Origin of the sequence: Luteimonas sp. 22616 (assembly GCF_052044325.1) — a bacterium.
Classification (GTDB): domain Bacteria; phylum Pseudomonadota; class Gammaproteobacteria; order Xanthomonadales; family Xanthomonadaceae; genus Luteimonas.
The window spans coordinates 923370-939328 of record NZ_JBQEMW010000001.1 but is presented as its reverse complement, the minus strand read 5'-3'; the positions used below and the strand labels follow the sequence as shown (position 1 = coordinate 939328).

Sequence of the window (15959 nt, the reverse complement as noted above, 5' to 3'; positions counted from 1 at the left end):
GCCGGGTGCTGCGTCCATGGGCGGTCAGCGCTGGAACACCACGCCGGCGCGGTCCACCCCGGCCGATTCCTGCCGGTAGCCTGCGGCGGCCAGCGTCGACCGCAGCTGCCTGGCGTCATCCTCCCGTCGCATGCCGTGCATCGCGTCGGCCAGCGCGAATGTCGTTTCTCCGTCGAGCCGCCCTTCCCTGCCCTGCGCTAGCGCGATGACCTGCTGCCAATGCGCCTGTTCCGCGCCCGCATCGCCGCGTCGCCGGGCGAGCCTGGCCTGCAGTGCCTCGTTGAAAATCCGATGGCGCAGCGTCATGACTTCATGCGAAGGCTCCAGCGCAGCCTCCTGCAGCCGCTGCTGCGAAGCCACGAGCACGCCTTCGGCGGCGGGCAACCGGTTTCCGTCGATCATCTGCGCCGCCCGTTCGAACGCGACTTCCTCCTGGACATCGACGCGCCACTCCCAGGCCATCGAGTCGCGCTGCAACTGCCTGGCCAGGAGCGATGCGGCGGCGTCGAGGTACTGCCGTGCCTGAGCGCTCCGACCCGACACGCGCGCGATCCGTGCCAGCATCACGTTTGCCTTCGCAGCCGATTCCTGCCAATCCAGGTTGTCGGGATCGAGCTTGCGTTGCAGTTCGGAAAATTCCAGCGAGCGAGCGAGCTCGCTCCCCGCGCGCCCCGTATCGCCCGCGGCCAGGTGCAACTTGGCGAGGAAACGGTGCGCCAGCATTTGCCGGCCCTGCACGACGGCGTCACGCGGGGCCCTGGCCGCGAGGCGTCGATAGACGACCAGTTCGGCTTCGCGCTCGGCGACGGCTGGCCTGAGCTGGCGATTGGCGAAGTACGCGGACGACAGCCATGAGTGGTCCTGGGCGATGTCGAGCTGCACGGGCGCGGCATCATCCGCCAGCGTCGCGCGCTTGCGGTCGATGCGCAGGCTCTGCATGAACTGGGGGATGGCGTCAGCCGCGCGCAATTGCCCGAGCAGCATGGAGCCCAGGTTGGAATGGGCGCTGCTGACCTCGGTCAGCCAGTCGGGATTCTCGGGATCATGCGCGAGGAGATCGTTCGCAAGCCGCGCGTACTCGCGGAACGCAAGCTCGGCCGCGGCGATGTCGCCGTACTGCCAGTCGGTGTAGCCGTTCCAGAACACGCTTTGCGCGTGGTCGTAGATGCGCTGCGGCTCGTCCGGTTCGCGCAACAGCAACTCGGCGGTGGAGGCTCGCGCCCGCGTGAACGCCGAACGCGCGGCCTTGATGTCGCCGCGGCGGTCGTCGATCTCGCCGATCAGGTGCAAGGCGCGCGCGCGCTGCGCGAGCGAATCCGGATCCAGCGACTTGACCGACTGCCGGTCGTAATAGGCCAGCGCTCGCTCGCCCACCGATTCCAGCGCGTCGAGCCGGCCGACCGGTTCCAGGCGCTTGCGCAGGTCGACCAGCATGAATTCGATCAGGCCCTCGGCCTGCGCCCGCTGCTCGCGTGCCTCGTCGCGCGCGCGATAGGCGAGCATCGCCAGCAACCCCAGCGCCACCGCGATCGCGATCAGTGCAAGGGACAGCCATGCCATGCGTCGATGGCGCCGTTGCGCGTCGCGCTGGACCAACTGGTCCAGCGGCAGTCCGGTCAGGCCGGCGACGATCTTGTGCACTGCCAGGCGCCAGCCGTCGCCGTCTTCGCGCAGGTCGACCGCGACCGGGGTGTTGTGGTCGAGGCCGGCACCGGCACTGAAACGCGCGCGCGCGGCCGCCGGCAGGCACTCGCACGATGCGTCCGCGCCGTGCGTCGGTGCCAGTGGCTCGCCGTCGAGGATCACGCAGAACAACGGCCCGTCTTCGTGCAGGCGGATGAAGGCGGCGATCTCGGCATCGACCCACGCCGATGCCGCCGCGGACGGCGTGCACAGCACGATCAGCGAACGGCTTGCCGCCAGCGCATGTTCCACTTCCGGTCCCAGGCGGCCGCCTGCATTGAGGTCGTCGCGATCACGGAAGATCGGCAGCAGCCGCGCAGGCACCGGCCCGAACGGGCCGTCCAACCCCACCAGGCGCGTCGGGATGCGATAGGCCTCGAGCGCCTTGTGCATGCGTTCCGCAACCCGACGGTCGTCGTGGCTGTAACTGAGGAAGCCCCAGTAGCGGAAGCTGCGATACATGCGCCATCCCCGCGAAGAGGAAGCCGGATGAAGCCGGGCCCCTGTTCGAACGCAAGGCTGCCGCCGGACCGGCCTACCGGTCGTCGGAAAAACGCAGGGAATTCACCAGACCAGGTCGTCGGGTACCTGGAAACGCGGGTCGTCGTAGGGGTCGCCCGGCACCGGCGCCTGCGGATCGACCTTGAGCGCCACCGCCGGCGCGAACGTGGCCTCGGCCTCGGCCAGTACCGCAGCGGTGACCAGCAGGTAGCGGCCGTCGAGCTGGACCACGCCAAGTTCACCGGCGTTAAGTGCCTTGAGCTGCTCGGCGTTGACGTGGATGCGCTTGATCTTGCCGCCGTAGTCGAAGTGACGCACGAGGTCGGCATTGGCGTCGTTGAGCGCCTTGTCCTTGAGCAACTGCGCCAGCTTCGCCTTGGCCTCGCGGCGCTCGCGGGCCTGTTCCTGCTTCAGGCGTTCGGCCGCGATGCGTTCGTCCTTCTCGCGCTGGGCGCGGATCGCGTAGGCCTTGGCCAGGTCGATGTCCTCGCGCGAGCCGGGGCTGCGTGGATGGGCTTTCGCTTTCCCCTTTCCCGGCGCGGGCTTGTGCGAATGCGCGGACGGCTTGCCGCCGCGCGCACCCGCCCTGCCCTTGTCGTCGCGCGGCGGCTTCGCGGGCTTCGGGGCCGGCTTGAAGCCCAGCCCGAGGAGTTGGTCGCGGAGTGTGTCGGTCATTAGCAGCGGGGATCGGGGTACTGGATTGGGATTCGTTGAAGCAACGCTCGCGAGTCTGGCATGGCACGCGATCGGAGGGATGAATCGGGATCGGCAGGTGATCGTGCAGGATCACCCGAATCCCGCCTCTCAGTAATGCGGTGGCGGGGGCTCTTCGGAGGGATCGGCGTAGAACTCGCCGCGCGACTGCTTCACCGCATCGAGCGTGCGACGCAGCACCTCGGCGTTCTCGGCCGCCTCGATGCGCGAGGCAGCGAGCGCGTCGCTCAGGTCGGCCAGCGCCTGTTCCTGGAAGGCAAGGCGCGTTTCCAGTTCGACGATGCGCTGCTCGAGTTGCGTGGAGAGCTCGCTGGGCATCAGGCAGTCAGTCGAGGCGGATGGAACGGCCACGGCCGATGCCGTAATAGGCAAGGCCGGCGGCTTCCACGTCATCGGGTTCGTACAGGTTGCGGCCGTCGAAGATCACCGCGTCGGCGAGCCGCTGCCGCAGGCCGCCGAAATCCGGGCTGCGGAACTGCTTCCACTCGGTGATCACCACCAGCGCATCGGCACCCTGGAGCGCATCGTCTGCGCTTTCGCACAGGGCCAGGTCCTCGCGCGCGCCGAAGATGCGACGGGTTTCGTCCATCGCCTCGGGGTCGTAGGCACGCACGATCACGCCGGCATCCCAGAGCAGTTGCAGCAGCCGGCGACTCGACGCCTCGCGCATGTCGTCGGTGTTCGGCTTGAACGCCAGCCCCCACAGGGCGACGGTCTTGCCGCGCAGCGCGGACGCAGCACCGTAGTGGCGCAGCATCAGTTCGAACAGGTGGGCCTTCTGGCGTTCGTTGACGGCTTCCACCGCGTCCAGCAGCGTCGGGGTGTGCCCGTTCTGCTGCGCGGTACGCGCCAGCGCCTGCACATCCTTGGGAAAGCACGAGCCACCGTAACCGGCGCCTGGATAAATGAAGTGCCAGCCGATGCGCGGATCCGAGCCGATGCCCTGGCGCACCATCTCGATGTCGGCACCCACCTTCTCGGCGATGTTCGCGATCTCGTTCATGAAGCTGATCTTGGTCGCCAGCATCGCGTTGGCCGCGTACTTGGTGAGCTCGGCCGAACGCACGTCCATGCTGACGATGCGGTCGTGGTTGCGGTTGAACGGTGCGTACAGGCGGCGCAGCTTCTCCACCGCCGCCGGGTTGTCGGCGCCGATCACGATGCGGTCCGGGCGCATGCAATCCTCGACCGCGGCGCCCTCCTTCAGGAACTCGGGGTTGGACACGACGTCGAAATCGACCTGCGCCCCGCGCTCGGCCAGGGTCGCCGCGATCGCCGCGCGCACCTTGTCGGCGGTGCCCACCGGCACCGTCGACTTGTCGACCACCACCGCGGGCTTCTGCAGGTGGCTGCCGATGGTTTTCGCCACCGCCAGCACGTACTGCAGGTCGGCGCTGCCGTCCTCGTCGGGCGGCGTGCCGACGGCGATGAAGATCACCTCGCCGTGCGCGATCGCCTGCGCGGCGTCGGTGGTGAAGCGCAACCGCCCAGCGGCGTGGTTGGCCTTCACCATCGGCTCCAGGCCCGGCTCGTAGATCGGGATGACACCTTTTTCCAGGCCGGACACCTTGGCCTGGTCGATGTCGACGCAGACCACTTCGTGGCCGACTTCTGCCAGGCAGGTTCCGGTGACGAGCCCGACGTAGCCGGTTCCGAAGATCGCAACGCGCATGCGGTACCGCTCCTTAGTTCTTCGGGTCCGGAGTTGCGTCCGGCTTGACGATGTCGAGCAGCTCGACTTCGAACACCAACGTGGCATTCGGCGGAATCGGGCCACCGGGCGTGCCCTGCTCGCCGTAACCGAGCTTGCTCGGGATCCACAGCTTGTACTTGCTGCCCACCGGCATCAGCTGCACGCCTTCGGCCCAGCCCGGCGCCACCTGCTGCAGCGAGAACACGGCCGGCTCGCCGCGATCGTGGGAGCTGTCGAATTCGGTGCCATCGAGCAGTGCGCCCTTGTAGTGCACCTTGACCATGGCGTCGGCGGCCGGCTTGGCGCCCTTGCCTTCGGTCAGCACCTGGTACTGCAGGCCCGACGCGGTGGTCTTGACGCCCGGCTTCTTGGCGTTGGCGGCAAGGAACGCCTCGCCCTCACTGGCGTTCTTCTTCGACGCGGCCTCGGCTTCGGCCATCTTCTCGGCCTGCAGGCGCTGGTCGAACGCCTGCGCGACTTGCTGCGCCTGCTCGTCGGTCAGCAGGGGCTTGCCGCCAGACATCACGGTCTTCATCGCCTTGATCACGGTGTCGACGTCGACGTTGTCCTTGATCGGTTCCAGCGACTTGCCGACCGACATGCCGACCATGTAGCTGGCCTGCTCACGGTCGGTCTTCAGCCCGCTGCTCTTGGCGATGTCGTCGTTGCCTGCGGCGGCTGCGCCGGCCTTGTCTTCCTTCTTCGCATCCTTGTCGATCGGCTTGCAGGCGGCGAAGCCGAACGCCAGGGATGCGGCGAGCAGGCTGGCGACGGCGAAACGGGTTCGGGATGTCATGGCGGGGCAACTCCGGTGTTGTGCGGCGGATGCCGGCGATGCGCCGGCAGGGGGATGGGGGTTGGTGCAACTCGGATTGGCTTGATCAGGCTGGCTTGATCAGGTGGCGCGGATCAGAGGATATCGAGCAGTTCGACATCGAATACCAGGGTCGAGTTCGGGCCGATCGAAGGATTGCCCTGCTTGCCGTAGGCCAGGTCGCCGGGGATCCAGAACCGGTACTTGCCGCCGACCGGCATCATCGACACGCCTTCGGTCCAGCCGGCGATCACCTGGTCGAGGCCGAATTCGGCCGGGCCGCCGTGCTGCTCGGAACTGTCGAACACGGTGCCGTCGAGCAATGTACCGCGATAGTTGACGCGGACGCGGTCGCTGGGGCGCGGACGCGGGCCGGCCCCCTGGCGCAGCACCATGTACTGCAGGCCGGACGGCGTGGTGAACACGCCCTTGACCGACTTGTTCGCGGCGAGGAAGCGCTCGCCTTCGGCGGCGTTGCGGGTTGCGGCCTGCGCCGCTTCGACCTGCAGCTTGGCCTGCATGCGTTCGCCGAACGACTTGCGGACGCTGTCGGCATCGGTATCGCTGAGCAGGGTGGTGCCGCCGGCCAGCGTCGTGCGCAAGGCCTGCATCACCACCGGCAGGTCGATCTCGCCTTTCAGCGGCGCCAGCGAGCGGCCGATGTCCGCGCCGAGCAGCAGGCCGACCTTGCCCTTGTCCACCGCCGGCGGCTGGGTGCCCGGCGGCATGCCTGCCACGGGCCGGCCGCTGCGCGCCGCGACGCGCTGCATCAGCGCCTGCCCGGCCTCCACGGCGTCCTTCTCCGCGATCAGCGGCTCGCCGCCGTCGAGGCCGTTGCGCACCGCGCGCTCGAACGACGCCAGGTCGAGGTCGTCCGCGGCCGGTGCAAGCGACTTGGCCACGTCCATGCCGACCATGTAGCTGGCTTTCTCGCGCTCGCTCGACAGGACCTGCTTGTCCTGGGCCAGAGCGTTGGCGGCCGGCAGGGCGGCCAGGGCGATCAACAGCGCGGCAACTCCGCGCAGGAAGGGCTTCATCCGGAACGACTCCTGTGCAGCGCCGGCGGATTGCGGCGCGAAGTCGCCTATTGTCGCGGGCGCGGCCGATACGGGCAATCGCCGCTGCGGCCGTCCTTTTGCAGGCCTGCGGTGGGCTGTTTCGTCCTGCGCCTCAAGCGGCCGCACCGGAGCAGCCGCGAACCTGCGGACAGGCCTTCTTCATTCCCGTGACGCAGGCCTCTGCCCTGCGTACGGAGTCGGCGCGCCCGCAGCCCCGCCTGCCAGGGCTTGAAGTCGCTTCTTTGCAACCGTCGGACGCCGATCATCCTGGCTTTCCCTTCCAGCTTGCTGGGACGCAGCGCCCGAGGGGCCCAGCCTTCGCTGGGATGAAAACGGGCTCCGGGCAGATCATCCAGCGGCGTGGGCGGCAAAAGTCTCTGGGTTCCCGCTTTCGCGGGAATGCCTGCGTGGAATGTGGGTGCCCGCATGGGTGTTCCGGACCCGTCTTCATGACCCAACCACCCCGCCAGATTCCTTAACTGACTGATATTCAAAGAGATGTTTGGAACAGAAGTGTCATGCCGCCACCATGACTTGAGTTGGGTCGACCGTCCGTCGAAATCCGTTGACATGGCGTGTCTTGGTGTTATAGTTACATACAACACCGATTACCCAGAGCAGGACGTTCCCCATGAACCGCAAGCTCCACAACTCGATGCTCGGCCTCGCCACCACCGGCCTGATGCTGGTGTTCACGCTGATCGCCGCTTCTCCCGTGTTGCCCGGCCAGGACGTCTCCACGCCCGTCGCGCTTGCCGCTGCCGGCCCTATGGCCCCGATCGATGCCAACGCCCTGCAGGCGAACGCCGAGGCCGTCGAGGCCCACGCCCGCAACATCGAGGCACGCGCCCGCCAGCTCGAGAGCGAACTCGACGACAGCGCCTCGCTCGGCGACACCATCGCCAGCGCGGTGAGCTTCGCCGCTGCGGTGTCCACGGAGGCCGCGCTCAGCGCCGCGTTCGAAGCCACCTCGGACGAAGCCGAACAGAAACGCGCGGCTGCCAAGGAGAAACGCCGCCACGCGCGCCAGGTCCGCGGCGCACTGGCCGTCCCCTACTTCTCGTTCGCGCAGGGCCTGCGCCGCGGCAGCCGGAGCTGAGCCATGAGCGGAATCCAGTGGAATGACGGGGCACCCATCTACCGCCAGCTCAAGGAGCGCGTCATCGCGATGATGCTCGATGGCGTGCTCAAGCCCGGCGACGCGCTGCCCTCGGTGCGCCAGGTGGCCGCCGAATACCAGCTCAACCCGATCACCGTCTCGCGCGCCTATCAGGAGCTCGCGGATGAAGCACTCGTCGAAAAACGCAGAGGCCTGGGCATGTACGTCACCGAAGAGGCATCAAAGAAACTGCTGACCAACGAACGCGAACGCTTCCTCAAGGAGGAGTGGCCGCTGGTGCTCGAACGCATCGCGCGCCTCGGCCTGTCGATGGAAGACCTGTTGAAGCCGGCCTTCGGCGGAGGTGCCGCATGAATGCCGTCGCCGCCCATGAGCATGTCGTCACCGCGCGCAACCTGCGCAAGGCCTACAAGACCACGGTCGCGCTCGACAACACCGGTTTCCAGATCGACAGCGGCAAGATCATCGGCCTGATCGGGCCCAACGGCGCCGGCAAGACCACGGCGCTCAAGGCGATGCTCGGGCTGACCCCGTTCGAGGGCGAGCTCAGCGTGCTGGGCCTCGATCCGCGTACGCAACGCGACGAACTGATGAACGACGTCTGCTTCATCGCCGACGTCGCCGTGCTGCCGCGCTGGATCCGGGTCAGGGAGGCGATCGACTTCGTCGCCGGCGTGCACCCGCGCTTCGACCGCGCCCGCTGCGAGCGCTTCCTCGCCAACACCCAGCTCAAGCCCAACCAGCGCGTGCGGGAAATGTCGAAGGGCATGATCGTGCAGCTGCACCTGGCGCTGGTGATGGCCATCGACGCGCGCCTGCTGGTGCTCGACGAGCCGACCCTCGGCCTCGACATCCTGTACCGCAAGCAGTTCTACCAGCGCCTGCTGGAGGATTACTTCGACGAGCAGAAGACCATCATCATCACCACCCACCAGGTCGAGGAAGTCGAGCACATCCTGACCGACGTGATGTTCATCCGCGCCGGCAAGATCGTGCTGGATGCGCCGATGGACGCGGTGGGAGAGCGCTTCGTCGAGGTGCTGGTCAACGCCGACCAGGCCGACAACGCGCGCGCGCTCCAGCCCATCGATGAACGTGCCCTGCCCTTCGGCAAGACCGTGATGCTGTTCGACGGCGTGCCGCAGGCCAGCCTTGCCGCGTTCGGCGAGACCCGCACGCCGGGCCTGGCCGACCTGTTCGTCGCCACCATGAAAGGGACCTACGCATGAACGCCCCCGACCTCGATGCCGTGCCGCGCACCGCCGCGCCGGTCCATCCCACCCACAAGTTCAAGCTGCTGCTGCAGCGCGAATTCTGGGAGCACAAGGGCGGGTTCCTGTGGTCGCCGCTGATCGCCGGCGGCATCTCGCTGCTGCTGACGGGGATGATGATCGTGTTCGGCCTGGTCGCCGCGCGGCGCGCCGCGGCCAATGGCGACTTCCAGCTCGACGGCATCAACGTAAACGGGCTGGACATCAACCAGCTGACCAGCAAGATGAGCGCCGCGGACATGGCGCAGTTCGCCCAGGGCATCGACCTGACCCTGTTCCTGAGTTCGGCCTGGCCGTTCATCGTGCTGGCGTTCGTCGTCTTCTTCTACTGCCTCGGCGCGCTGTATGACGAGCGCAAGGACCGCAGCGTGCTGTTCTGGAAGTCGCTGCCGGTATCCGATGCGCAGACCGTGCTGTCGAAGGTGGCCAGCGCGGTCGTGGTGGCGCCGGTGCTCGCGCTGATCGCGTCGTTCGTCACCATGCTCGGGTTCATGGCCATGATCAGCATCGTGGTGCTGTTCCACGGCGGCAATCCGGTGACGCTGCTGTGGGGCCCGGCCAGCCCGCTCAAGATCATGGCCAGCTCGATCGCCTGGATCCCGGTCTATGCCTTGTGGGCGCTGCCGACGGTCGGCTGGTTGCTGTTGTGCTCGGCGTGGTCGAGGAGCAAGCCGTTCCTGTGGGCGATCATGGTGCCGCTGTTCGCCGGTATCTTCGTCAGCTGGTTCGACCTGATGGAACTGTTCAAGCTCGACAGCTCCTGGTTCTGGAGCAACATCGTCAGCCGCATGCTGCTGGGCACGGTGCCGGGCATGGACCTGGTGTCCCGCGATGACTTCGGGCAAACCGGTGGCCACAACCTGCAGGACATCCTCGACAGCGTGTCGCCCGCCAGCCAGCTGGCAAGCCTGGCCACGCCGGCGATCTGGATCGGCGCGGCCGCCGGCGCACTGATGATCTACGGTGCGATCCAGCTGCGTCGCCGCCGCGAGCTCGCCGACTGAATCGCCGCACCGGGGCAGCGCCTGCGCCAAGGGCCGCTGCCCCATCACGAACCCAGGGAGATTCCCATGCACAAACTGATCCTCGGCGCCCTGCTGCTCCTGCCGCTGGCCGCGCAAGCCTCGGACGATGACCACTGCAAGCACAGCCAGCCACGCAACCTGCAGCTCGACCTTGCGGGCGTGAAGACGGTGGTGTTCGACATCGGAGGCAACGACCTGGACGTGCGCGCCAGCGCTTCGCCCAGCAACAAGGTTGATGGCCGCGCGTGCGCCTCGAGCGGGAAGGACCTGGACCGGTTGGTCCTGACGCAGGAGAAGACCGGCGAGCGGTTGCTCGTCCACGCCCGGCGCGAGGGCAACTTCGGCGGCATCTTCCTCGGCAACCACTACGCCTACATGAAGCTGCAGGCCAGCGTGCCCGACAGCGTCGCCGTGCGGCTCAAGGTGGGCTCCGGCGACGCCAGCGTCGACGGCGCGCGCACCGCCAGCGTCGACACGGGATCGGGCGACGTCCACGTCTCCCGCATCCGCGGCGAACTCACCGCGGCCATCGGCTCGGGCGACCTGGAGGCCGAGGACATCGGCTCGCTGCACCTGCTGTCGGTCGGTTCCGGCGACGCGACGTTCCGCAATGTCCGCGGCGCATCGAAGGTGGGCAGCATCGGTTCCGGGGACCTCGGGATCCGGACCACGCAGGGACCGGTGGAGATCGGTTCGGTCGGTTCGGGCGATGTCGAACTCGCGGATATCGGCGGCAGCGTCACCGTCGGTTCCATCGGCTCCGGCGACATCGATGCCGATGGCGTGCGCGGGGATCTCGACGTGCGCTCGATCGGCAGCGGCGATGTCGGCCATCGCGGCGTCACCGGCCGCGTCACGCTTCCGCGGAAAAACTGATCCGCGCCACCGATCCGGACCGACAAGGAACCACGATGTCCACGATTCGATTCATGGCTTGCGCCTTGTTGATTGGCGCGGGCGGCTGCCAGCAGGACGCACCCTTTGCGGCGCAGTCCACGCCTTCCGCCGCCGAAGTCCTCGCAGCCGTCGATAGCGGCGACATCAAGGCCGTGCGCACTCTGGTCGCGAAAGGCGCCAATCCCGATGCCGCCGTGCCCGGCGACGGCACCGCCCTGATTCTCGCATCGAAGCAGGGAAAGCTTGCGATGGTCGATACCCTTCTGGAACTGGGCGCAGGCGTGGAAGTGCCTTCGCACGGCGACGGTAATCCGCTGATCATGGCCGCAAAGGCCGGACACGACGACGTGGTGGCTCGACTAGTCGAAGCCGGCGCCGATCCGAATGCCGTCGTTGCCGGCGACGAGACGCCGTTGATCAATGCCGCCCGCGGAGGGCACTTGGGGACGGTCGAGTACCTGGTCGAACACGGTGCCGACGTCAATCTCGGGGTCACTGCCGATTTTGGCCAGTGGCGGTCGCCGCTCAACCAGGCCGGAAGCGAGGCGATCAAGTCCTACCTGATCCGCCAAGGTGCGTCGGCGGACGGCGATGCCGACAGCGAACGGTCAGCCAAACGCTGACGATCCATGCCGTCTCCACGAACTTTGCAGGAGGCAATTGCCATGACCAAAACACATGTCATCGCCCTGCTCGCCTGCCTGTTGCTGGCGGGCGGCTGCCAGCGCCAGCAAGCGACCGACACGCACGCGTCCGCCGGCGATGATGCGTCGCAGGATGCCTCGCCATCCGCCATCAGCCGCGTGGTTGCCAAGGCCATGGATCGTGCACGCGAACAGATGGCGACCCGGAACCTCACGATCTCGGACGACAACGGCGGCACGAAGGCGGAGATCACTCCGCAAGGCGATCTGCTGGTCGGTGGCGACAAGGTCGAGGTCACCGACCAGCAACGCGCGCTGCTGGTCGAATATCGCAGCGACGTCATTGCGATCGCCACTGCCGGTGCCGACATCGGCGCACAGGGCGCCGACTTCGGCCTGCGCACCGCCGGCAAGGCCCTGCGCGGGGCGCTTTCCGGCAACGGCGACCAGGTCGAAGCGGAGATCGAAGCCGAAGCCCGCAAGTTCGAGGCCCACGCGCGCAAGATCTGCGACCGGCTGCCGCCGCTGTTCGACACCCAGCAGCAACTCGCCGCACAGCTGTCTGCGTTCAAGCCCTACGCGACGATGACGCAGTCGGACATCGACGATTGCCGCAGCAAGGACTGAACGCCCAAGGACTGAACGCTGTTCCCGCCGTCACTTGCCGTGGATGCCGCCGCGCGTGAGCGCGGCCGGATCCAGCAGCTTCTTCAGCTGCGTCGCAGGCAGCCCGCTGTCCTCCACCGCGATCTCGAACACCGGCCGCCCTTCCTTGTAGGCGCGCTTGGCAATCGCTGCGGCCTTCTCGTAGCCGATGATCGGGTTGAGTGCGGTGACCAGGATCGGATTGCGGTCCAGCGCCGCGGCGACGTTGTCGCGGCGCACCTTCATCCCGGCGATGGTGGTGTCGGCGAGCAGCCGCGAGACGTTGGCCAGCAGGCCGATCGAATCGAGCAGGTTCGCCGCGATCAGCGGCAGGGTCACGTTCAACTGGAAGTTGCCGGTCTGGCCGGCGACCGTGATCGCGGTGTGGTGGCCCATCACCTGGGCGCAGACCATCACCGTGGCCTCCGGCACCACCGGATTGACCTTGCCGGGCATGATCGAGCTGCCGGGCTGCAACGCCGGCAGCTCCAGCTCGCCCAGTCCCGCCAGCGGCCCGGAATTCATCCAGCGCAGGTCATTGGCGATCTTCATCAACGCCACCGCCAGCGCACTGAGCTGGCCCGACAGCTCTACCGCGTCGTCCTGCGACGCCAGGCCTTCGAACTTGTCGGCGGCCGATTCGAACTTCGTCATCGCCAGCGTGGACAGCGCCTTCGCCATCGCCTTGCCGAAGCGCGGGTCGGCGTTGATCCCGGTGCCGATCGCGGTGCCGCCGATGGGCAGCCGCCGCAGGCGCTTGAGTGCGTCCTCGATCCGCGCCTGCGCCGAGGCGAGCTGCGACGACCACGCACCGAACTCCTGCGCGAACGTCAGCGGCATCGCGTCCATCAGGTGGGTGCGGCCGGTCTTGACCACCTTGCCGAAGGCGCGTGCGCGTCCGTCGATGGTCTTGCGCAGGTGCTTCAGCGCCGGCAGCAGGTCCTCGACCACGGCGAGCTGGGCGCTGACGCGGATCGCGGTGGGAATGACGTCGTTGGAGCTCTGGCCGAGGTTGACGTGATCGTTCGGATGCACCGCGTGTTTGCTTCCGGAGCCGGCATTGCCGGCACGCGAAGCCAGCGTGGCGATCACCTCGTTGGCATTCATGTTGGACGAGGTGCCGGAGCCGGTCTGGTAGATGTCGATCGGGAACTGCGCGTCGTGCTCGCCCTCGGCCACCTGCAGCGCGGCGGCGTGGATCGCCCGGGACACGCCCTTGGGTAGCAGGCCGAGTTCGGCGTTGACGGAAGCCGCCGAAGCCTTCACCAGCCCCAGCGCGCGGATGAACCCACGCGGCATCGGGCGGCCCGACACCGGGAAGTTCTGCACCGCACGCTGCGTCTGCGCGCCCCAGAGCGCGTCGGCGGGCACCTGCAGCTCGCCCATGCTGTCGTGTTCGGTGCGGTAGCGTTGCGTGGCCATGACGTTCTCCTGATGCGATGCCCTCAGGATACGCCGCCGGCCCCTCGGATCTCCTGGGAACGACGAGAGCTTCCAGCCCCTCTCCCACTTGCGGGAGAGGGAGGCGCGCAGCGCCGGGTGAGGGTTCGGCCTTATACGTCGACTTGAAGCACCCTCACCCCAACCCCTCTCCCGCAGGCGGGAGAGGGCTTCGGCTCCAGGCTTCCGCAAGGGCCTTCGCCTGCACAACAACCGTCCTGCGATGCAGCCGCAGTAGAATGCGCGGCTCCACGACCCACGCCGCCGCCATGTCCGCCGAATCGCAACTGCTCGCCCTGTCCCCGATCGATGGCCGCTATGCCGGCAAGGTCGATGCCCTGCGGCCGATCTTCTCCGAATACGGCCTGCTCAAGGCGCGCGTGCGGGTGGAGGTGGAATGGCTGCTGGCGCTGGCCGCCGAGCCGGGCATCGCCGAGCTCGCCCCGTTCGGCGACGCCGCGATCACGCGCCTGCGCACGCTGGCCGACGATTTCTCCGTCGCCGACGCCGCCCGGGTCAAGGAGATCGAGCGCACCACCAACCACGACGTCAAGGCGGTCGAGTACTTCATCAAGGAACGGCTGAAGGACGACGCCGAGCTCGGCCCGGCGCTGGAATTCGTCCATTTCGCCTGCACCAGCGAGGACATCAACAACCTGTCCTACGCCCTGATGCTCAGCCAGGCGCGCGAATCGGTGCTGCTGCCGAAGCTCGACGCCCTGATCGAGGCCCTGCGCGCGATGGCGCACGAGCACGCCGCGCTGCCAATGCTCTCGCGCACCCACGGCCAGACCGCTTCGCCGACCACGGTCGGCAAGGAAATCGCCAACGTCGTCGCCCGCCTCCAGCGCCAGGGCGAGCAGCTGGCCGCGGTGTCGCTGAGCGGCAAGATCAACGGCGCGGTCGGCAACTACAACGCCCACGTCGCGGCCTACCCGGACGTGGACTGGCCGGCGTTCGCGCGCCGCTTCGTCGAATCGCTGGACCTGGACTTCAATCCCTACACCACCCAGATCGAACCGCATGACTGCATCGCGGAAATCTGCGACGTGCACAAGCGCATCGACACCATCTGCATCGACCTGTGCCGCGATGTCTGGGGCTACATCTCGCTGGGCTACTTCAAGCAGGCGGTGAAGGCCGGTGAAGTCGGCAGCTCGACCATGCCGCACAAGGTCAACCCGATCGACTTCGAGAACGCCGAGGGCAACTTCGGCATCGCCAGCGCGCTGTTCGACCACTTCGCCATCAAGCTGCCGGTCAGCCGCTGGCAACGCGACCTCACCGACTCCACCGTGCTGCGCGCGCTCGGCACCGCGTTCGGCCATGCGCTGATTGGTTACGACGCCCTGCTGCGCGGCCTCGGCAAGCTCTCGATCAATCCGCAGCGCCTCGCAGCCGACCTCGATGCCTCCTGGGAAGTATTGGCCGAAGCCGTGCAGACGGTCATGCGCCGCCATGGCCTGCCCAATCCCTACGAGCAGCTCAAGGCGCTGACCCGAGGTCAGGGCATCACCGAGGCGTCGATGCGCGAGTTCATCGCGTCGCTCGACCTGCCGGATGCCGACAGGCAGCGGCTGCTGGACATGACGCCGGGGAGCTACACCGGTTTGGCCGGGGCGCTGGCCAAGGCGATCTGAACGATGGTGGGCGACGCGCCCGACAGCGTGGGTGGCCAGGGCTACGCTCAAGGCATCGTCGAGGTCGTCGGTCCGGATCTCGATCGGTCGATCACGTTCTACCTGTCGATCGGATTCGAACTGCTGCGCCGGACCGACGGGTTCGCCGTCGTCCACTGGCAAGGCCAGCGGTTGTTCCTTGCCGAGAACGTGCATGCGCCCGTCGCGCCGCGCTGGACCAACCTGCGGATCATGGTCGACGACGTGGATGCGCTCTGGCGCCGGACCACGGCGCTGGGCATCACACCGATGCATCCGATCGGCGACCGCTTCTACGGCCTGCGCGACTTCACCCTGGCCGATCCTTCCGGCTTCGAGATCCGCTTCGCGCAGGCGCTGTCGTGAAGCTGCTGCTCAACATCGACGTCCCCGACATCGCCACCGCGGAGGCGTTCTACGTCGCCGCCTTCGGCCTCGTGCCCACGCGCCGTTTCGGCCACGACGTGCTCGAACTGGCCGGCACGCAGGTCCCGATCTACCTGCTGCGCAAGCCTGACGGCAGCACCGGTGCCGCCCACACGGCGCGCGACTACGCCCGCCACTGGACGCCGCTGCACTGCGACGTGGTGGTCGATGCACTCGAACCCGCACTGGCACGCGCGCTTTCCGCCGGAGCGGTGCAGGAAGGCGACATCCGCGAGGAAGCCTGGGGCCGCATCGTCCAGCTGTCCGACCCCTTCGGCCACGGCTGGTGCCTGCTCGAATTCCGCGGACGCGGTTACGACGAGATCGCCGACCCGCAGTAGCGGCAGCCGCGGCCGATCATCGTGGTTCC

The 15959-nt window shown here is 67.7% G+C and carries 17 protein-coding genes; 10 read left to right on the top strand and 7 right to left on the bottom strand.

The window, feature by feature from the left end; translation table 11 throughout:
• Positions 1–24: 24 nt before the first annotated feature.
• The 6 genes from ACTJIL_RS04400 to ACTJIL_RS04375 form a co-directional block, all read right to left on the bottom strand.
• Positions 25–2145 carry a TIR domain-containing protein gene (locus ACTJIL_RS04400; protein ID WP_440754367.1) on the bottom strand — a complete coding sequence of 707 codons (2121 nt, stop codon included), beginning with the start codon at positions 2143–2145 and terminating at the stop codon, positions 25–27.
• A 102-nt stretch (positions 2146–2247) separates the two neighbouring features.
• Positions 2248–2859 (bottom strand): DUF2058 domain-containing protein, encoded by a 612-nt coding sequence (locus tag ACTJIL_RS04395; protein ID WP_440754366.1) that lies wholly within the window; start codon positions 2857–2859, stop codon positions 2248–2250.
• 129 nt (positions 2860–2988) lie between these two features.
• Complete coding sequence (locus ACTJIL_RS04390) at positions 2989–3216, bottom strand: SlyX family protein (RefSeq protein WP_440754365.1); 228 nt, start codon at positions 3214–3216, stop codon at positions 2989–2991.
• 7 nt (positions 3217–3223) lie between these two features.
• On the bottom strand, positions 3224–4570 hold the full coding sequence (locus ACTJIL_RS04385) for a UDP-glucose dehydrogenase family protein (protein ID WP_440754364.1): 1347 nt from the start codon (positions 4568–4570) through the stop codon (positions 3224–3226).
• A 13-nt stretch (positions 4571–4583) separates the two neighbouring features.
• Positions 4584–5387, bottom strand: coding sequence for an FKBP-type peptidyl-prolyl cis-trans isomerase (locus ACTJIL_RS04380; RefSeq protein ID WP_440754363.1), 804 nt, complete (start codon positions 5385–5387; stop codon positions 4584–4586).
• A gap of 113 nt (positions 5388–5500) precedes the next feature.
• The gene (locus ACTJIL_RS04375) at positions 5501–6442 is read right to left on the bottom strand and encodes an FKBP-type peptidyl-prolyl cis-trans isomerase N-terminal domain-containing protein (RefSeq protein WP_440754362.1); all 942 of its coding nucleotides are present in this window, start codon (positions 6440–6442) and stop codon (positions 5501–5503) included.
• A 652-nt stretch (positions 6443–7094) separates the two neighbouring features.
• On the opposite strand from ACTJIL_RS04375, the gene ACTJIL_RS04370 reads away from it, so the two are divergent.
• The 7 genes from ACTJIL_RS04370 to ACTJIL_RS04340 all read left to right on the top strand — a co-directional run bounded on the left by ACTJIL_RS04370 (position 7095) and on the right by ACTJIL_RS04340 (position 12047).
• The gene (locus ACTJIL_RS04370; RefSeq protein ID WP_440754361.1) at positions 7095–7562 is read left to right on the top strand and encodes a hypothetical protein; all 468 of its coding nucleotides are present in this window, start codon (positions 7095–7097) and stop codon (positions 7560–7562) included.
• Positions 7563–7565: 3 nt separating this feature from the next.
• Positions 7566–7937, top strand: coding sequence for a GntR family transcriptional regulator (locus ACTJIL_RS04365; protein WP_440754360.1), 372 nt, complete (start codon positions 7566–7568; stop codon positions 7935–7937).
• Entirely contained in the window at positions 7934–8812 is an 879-nt protein-coding gene (locus ACTJIL_RS04360; protein WP_440754359.1) for an ABC transporter ATP-binding protein, read from the top strand. The genes ACTJIL_RS04365 and ACTJIL_RS04360 overlap by 4 nt, the downstream gene beginning before the upstream one ends.
• A complete protein-coding gene (locus ACTJIL_RS04355) occupies positions 8809–9858 on the top strand; it encodes a hypothetical protein (protein ID WP_440754358.1) in 1050 nt (349 codons plus the stop codon). Before ACTJIL_RS04360 ends, ACTJIL_RS04355 begins: the two co-directional genes overlap by 4 nt.
• Before the next feature lie 66 nt (positions 9859–9924).
• Positions 9925–10755 carry a DUF4097 family beta strand repeat-containing protein gene (locus ACTJIL_RS04350; protein ID WP_440754357.1) on the top strand — a complete coding sequence of 277 codons (831 nt, stop codon included), beginning with the start codon at positions 9925–9927 and terminating at the stop codon, positions 10753–10755.
• Positions 10756–10808: 53 nt separating this feature from the next.
• Positions 10809–11399, top strand: a complete 591-nt coding sequence (locus ACTJIL_RS04345) for an ankyrin repeat domain-containing protein (protein ID WP_440754356.1) — start codon at positions 10809–10811, stop codon at positions 11397–11399.
• 42 nt (positions 11400–11441) lie between these two features.
• Entirely contained in the window at positions 11442–12047 is a 606-nt protein-coding gene (locus tag ACTJIL_RS04340) for a hypothetical protein (protein ID WP_440754355.1), read from the top strand.
• Between the two features lie 30 nt (positions 12048–12077).
• Here the strand turns inward: ACTJIL_RS04340 and ACTJIL_RS04335 are convergent, their stop codons facing one another.
• Positions 12078–13487, bottom strand: coding sequence for a class II fumarate hydratase (locus ACTJIL_RS04335; protein WP_440754354.1), 1410 nt, complete (start codon positions 13485–13487; stop codon positions 12078–12080).
• A 287-nt stretch (positions 13488–13774) separates the two neighbouring features.
• Between ACTJIL_RS04335 and purB the strand changes: the two genes are divergently transcribed.
• The 3 genes from purB to ACTJIL_RS04320 are packed head-to-tail and all read left to right on the top strand — an operon-like array spanning position 13775 to position 15930.
• A complete protein-coding gene (purB, locus tag ACTJIL_RS04330; RefSeq protein WP_440754353.1) occupies positions 13775–15145 on the top strand; it encodes an adenylosuccinate lyase in 1371 nt (456 codons plus the stop codon).
• 3 nt (positions 15146–15148) lie between these two features.
• Entirely contained in the window at positions 15149–15529 is a 381-nt protein-coding gene (locus tag ACTJIL_RS04325) for a VOC family protein (RefSeq protein WP_440754352.1), read from the top strand.
• Positions 15526–15930, top strand: a complete 405-nt coding sequence (locus ACTJIL_RS04320) for a VOC family protein (RefSeq protein WP_440754351.1) — start codon at positions 15526–15528, stop codon at positions 15928–15930. Before ACTJIL_RS04325 ends, ACTJIL_RS04320 begins: the two co-directional genes overlap by 4 nt.
• Positions 15931–15959 lie beyond the last annotated feature (29 nt).